At 34.9% G+C, this 3,491-nt stretch carries 5 protein-coding genes; all 5 read left to right on the forward strand.

What is annotated here, in order from left to right; genetic code table 11:
- The first annotated feature begins 691 nt into the window (after positions 1-691).
- Positions 692-1,054, forward strand: a complete 363-nt coding sequence (locus tag ACP5SP_RS07605; protein ID WP_424587134.1) for a lipocalin family protein — start codon at positions 692-694, stop codon at positions 1,052-1,054.
- 20 nt (positions 1,055-1,074) lie between these two features.
- Positions 1,075-1,530 carry a redoxin domain-containing protein gene (locus ACP5SP_RS07610; protein WP_416085243.1) on the forward strand — a complete coding sequence of 152 codons (456 nt, stop codon included), beginning with the start codon at positions 1,075-1,077 and terminating at the stop codon, positions 1,528-1,530.
- 4 nt (positions 1,531-1,534) lie between these two features.
- Positions 1,535-2,092 carry a nitroreductase family protein gene (locus tag ACP5SP_RS07615; RefSeq protein WP_424587133.1) on the forward strand — a complete coding sequence of 186 codons (558 nt, stop codon included), beginning with the start codon at positions 1,535-1,537 and terminating at the stop codon, positions 2,090-2,092.
- Entirely contained in the window at positions 2,089-2,658 is a 570-nt protein-coding gene (locus ACP5SP_RS07620) for a cysteine hydrolase family protein (protein WP_424587132.1), read from the forward strand. The genes ACP5SP_RS07615 and ACP5SP_RS07620 overlap by 4 nt, the downstream gene beginning before the upstream one ends.
- A gap of 6 nt (positions 2,659-2,664) precedes the next feature.
- Positions 2,665-3,491: ATP-binding protein (locus ACP5SP_RS07625; protein ID WP_428076444.1), on the forward strand; the 827-nt coding region annotated here is incomplete at its 3' end.

Below are 3,491 nucleotides of genomic sequence, written 5' to 3' on the forward strand. Positions count from 1 at the left end.
CCTCCATTTGGAGGAGAATCCTCGTCACTTTTTTCCTCTGATTGACAATTCTTTTATGTATTTTTTTGGAGAGTATTGAGGGGGCGATTTGTTGCCCCCTCAAAATATTGAGATTTCTCACATTCGTTCGAAGCGACGATACCTTCACGTTTCTGAATTCATTAAGCCAAGAAGGTAGTGAAAACTTCGCATATCTTCCAAAATTCCTCATTTGCAAGAAAAAATGTAATTATTGAGACAAAAGACACAGGATTTGCAATTATAGGCAAAGGATGGTTTTATAGGTGTTGGTTCAGGCGTTTTAAAATTTGACAATGGTTTTAACCTCAAATGGGCAAAAAGAAACAATAAAATATCACTTAGCTATGTCGATGTAAGGGATCAATATGCTGTTGCAATCGGAAACTTAAGCTTCCTAAAAGAGAAAGTCAACAATAACGAAATTTTTGCAATTAAATTTCCCGAAGATAATCTTAAAGGTTTCGGTTTTACAGATTTTAGTGTAAAAGAAGAATCTGAAACTCCCGATATTAATGAAACGCTGAATTTAAAAACTCAAAATATAAATGTGAGTTCTAAGCCTTTTCAATTTGAATTCTCAAATTAAAACAGTGTGAAAGTACATTTTAATAGGTAAAATTGACTATTAAGTGCTATAATGTAGAGGAAAAATTTTTTGGAGGTAAGAAAAATGAGAAAATTGATTTTAGCAATTGTTATTTTATCTTTTGCAGTTTTATCAATTTCTTGTGCGAGAAACTCTTTAACCACAACACCTGTTTCGATTGTTGGCAAATGGCAAGTTACTTCTCAATGGGTGCCAGATAATGGTTGGTCTACAGTGGATAACCCCACTTATTTTGAGTTTAAAAGTGATGGTACTTTAATTAAAACAGAAGGCAATGATACAATAACAGGAACTTATGAATTAAAGGGAAATGAGCTAACAATAACTTTGAATAATTCTACTTCTACATTCAACGTGGTGCTTAAGAATGATACCCTTGAAATAAGCAATCAAGATTTAGGTTATAAGATGCAAAAGACTCAATAGATTATAAAAAGGAGGAGAATGTGATAGAAATTGGAACAAGTGTTGAGGACTTTGAGTTAAAGGATCAAAACGAGCAATCGTTTAAGTTGTCAGATTTTAGAGGAAAGAAAGTTTTGCTTTCATTTCATCCGCTTGCTTGGACTGCTGTTTGTGAAAAACAGATGCAATCACTTGAAGCAAATCAAGAAGTCTTTGAATCCCTAAATACCGTTGCAGTGGGCATAAGTGTTGATTCTGTTCCTTGTAAAAAGGCGTGGGCAGAGCATATAGGTGTTAAGAAAACCCGTCTTCTTTGTGATTTTTGGCCACACGGTCATGTTGCAGAGCTTCTAAAGGTTTTCAGGCACTTTAACGGTTTTTCTGAAAGGGCAAACATCATTCTCGATGAGGAGGGGAAAGTTATTTTTGTGAAAGTTTATCCAATAAAAGAACTTCCCGACATAAACGAGATTATAGAATTTTTGAAGGGGAGTTAATTTTATGGATGTAACAAAGGCAATTGAGACTCGTAGAGCATACCGCTCGCTTGAACCGTTTGAGGTTACAGAAGATCTCATAAGAGACCTTGCATATCATGCATCTCTTGCTCCCAGTTGCAACAATACTCAACCCTTCCGATATGTTTTTGTCTTTGAAAAAGATGCGCTTGAGAAACTATTTGCCTCTCTTCCAAAGGGAAACCAGTGGGTAAGAAATGCAGGTTTGTTGATTGTTGTCTTTACTTCAAAGGATTTTGCCTGCAATATGCGAAATGGAATTTATGCATATTATGACACGGGATTATCAAATGCGTTTCTAATATTAAGGGCAACAGAGCTTGGACTTGTTGCTCATCCTATCGCAGGTTTTGACGAAGCAATTGTTAAAAAGGCAGTTAATCTCTCAGAAAATTATGAAGTAGTTACTTTGATAGTTGTAGCAAAACATGCAAAAGAAATTTCACCATTACTTTCTGAAAAGCAAATAAAATCTGAACATATGCGTCCAGAAAGAAAAAGGTTTGAAGAGTTTTGCTATCTTAACAAGGTAGGAGAATGAATATAGCGCTTCTTATAATTGATATGCAGGAGGACTTCTTAAACGAGTCCTCCCCTCTTTTTGTAAAGGGTGGAAAAGATATTATTCCAAATATAGAAAGGCTTCTATCGTTTTTTAGGAAGCATAACTTTCCCCGCATTTTTGTGAAAAGAGAGCATCGAAGCGAAGTTGATATTGATAAACCTCGAATTCCATATGGAGGCTCTGTGCTTTTGCCGAATTCAAAAGGCGCTTCCATAGTTAAACCTCTTCTACCAACAGAATCAGAAATTGTTGTCATAAAGAAGCGATTCTCTGCATTTTTTCATACAGAGTTAGATCTCATTTTAAGGCGTCTTCATATTGATACACTTGTTATTACAGGCGTTCAAACGCCTAATTGTATAAGGGCAACAGCTGTTGACGGTCTTTCTTATGATTATGACATCATAATTGCAAGTGATGGTACTGCGTCAAGCTCATACGAAATACAAAAGGTAAATCTTCTCGACCTTAAAAATATGGGGGCAAAAGTTCTTGAAACGCATGAGATTATTGAATTAATAAAGCGCATATATAATGTATAATTGAGTATGGCAAAGTGCGTGCGTTGTGGAAAACCTGCAACAATCTATCTTGAGGGATTGCGTTTTTGTGAAGATTGCTTTAAAATTCATGTAGAGCGTGAATTTGAAGAAGCTATAGAAGGTCATGCAATAGAAAGCAGGCTCATCAACGCAAACGATCGTATTATGGTTGCAGTTTCAGGCGGAAAAGATTCTATGGTTCTTTGGTATCTTTTGCATAAATTTAACTTCAATATAGTGCCAGTCCATTTAAACTTACATTACGGTGTCTTTTCAGAAAAAAGTGTTGAAGTTGTTAAAAAATTCTCCGAAAAAATTAGCAAGAAGGTTCTTATTTATAGTGTAATTGAAGATTTTGGCATTAACATGGAAGATGTATTTAGAAAAGCTAAGAATCGCCCACGTTGTGCTGTTTGTGGTGTTATAAAGAGGTATCTTATAAATAAAATCGCCTTAGATTTAAAAGTGGATTCAGTTGCAACAGGTCACAACCTTGATGACGGAGCTGCAACAACCCTTAAGGCAATTTTAAATTGGGATTTTAATACACTTTCAAGAAATTATCCTCTAACTCCACCCTATAAAGATAAACTTGTAAAAAGGATAAAACCACTTTACAGATTAGCAGATGCTGAGCTAAAAGCATACGCAGATCTTTTAGGTATAGATTACACAACTGAAATTTGTCCTTACAAAATAGGTCGTGTTACGCTTTCAAAGACAAAGGACATTTTAAATGAAATAAATACTCAATTTAAAGGAGTCAAAAGAACATTCTATTACGGATATCTTCGCAATAACACTTTATTCAAAAAGGATGAAGTTGAATTAAA

The organism is Caldisericum sp. (assembly GCF_049967455.1).
GTDB lineage: Bacteria > Caldisericota > Caldisericia > Caldisericales > Caldisericaceae > Caldisericum > Caldisericum exile_A.

Excerpts from the sequence above, each read along its gene's own strand:
- ACP5SP_RS07620 (WP_424587132.1), top strand. The coding sequence starts at position 2,089 with ATGAATATAGCGCTTCTTATAATTGATATGCAGGAGGACTTCTTAAAC.
- ACP5SP_RS07615 (WP_424587133.1), top strand. The coding sequence starts at position 1,535 with ATGGATGTAACAAAGGCAATTGAGACTCGTAGAGCATACCGCTCGCTT.
- ACP5SP_RS07605 (WP_424587134.1), top strand. The coding sequence starts at position 692 with ATGAGAAAATTGATTTTAGCAATTGTTATTTTATCTTTTGCAGTTTTA.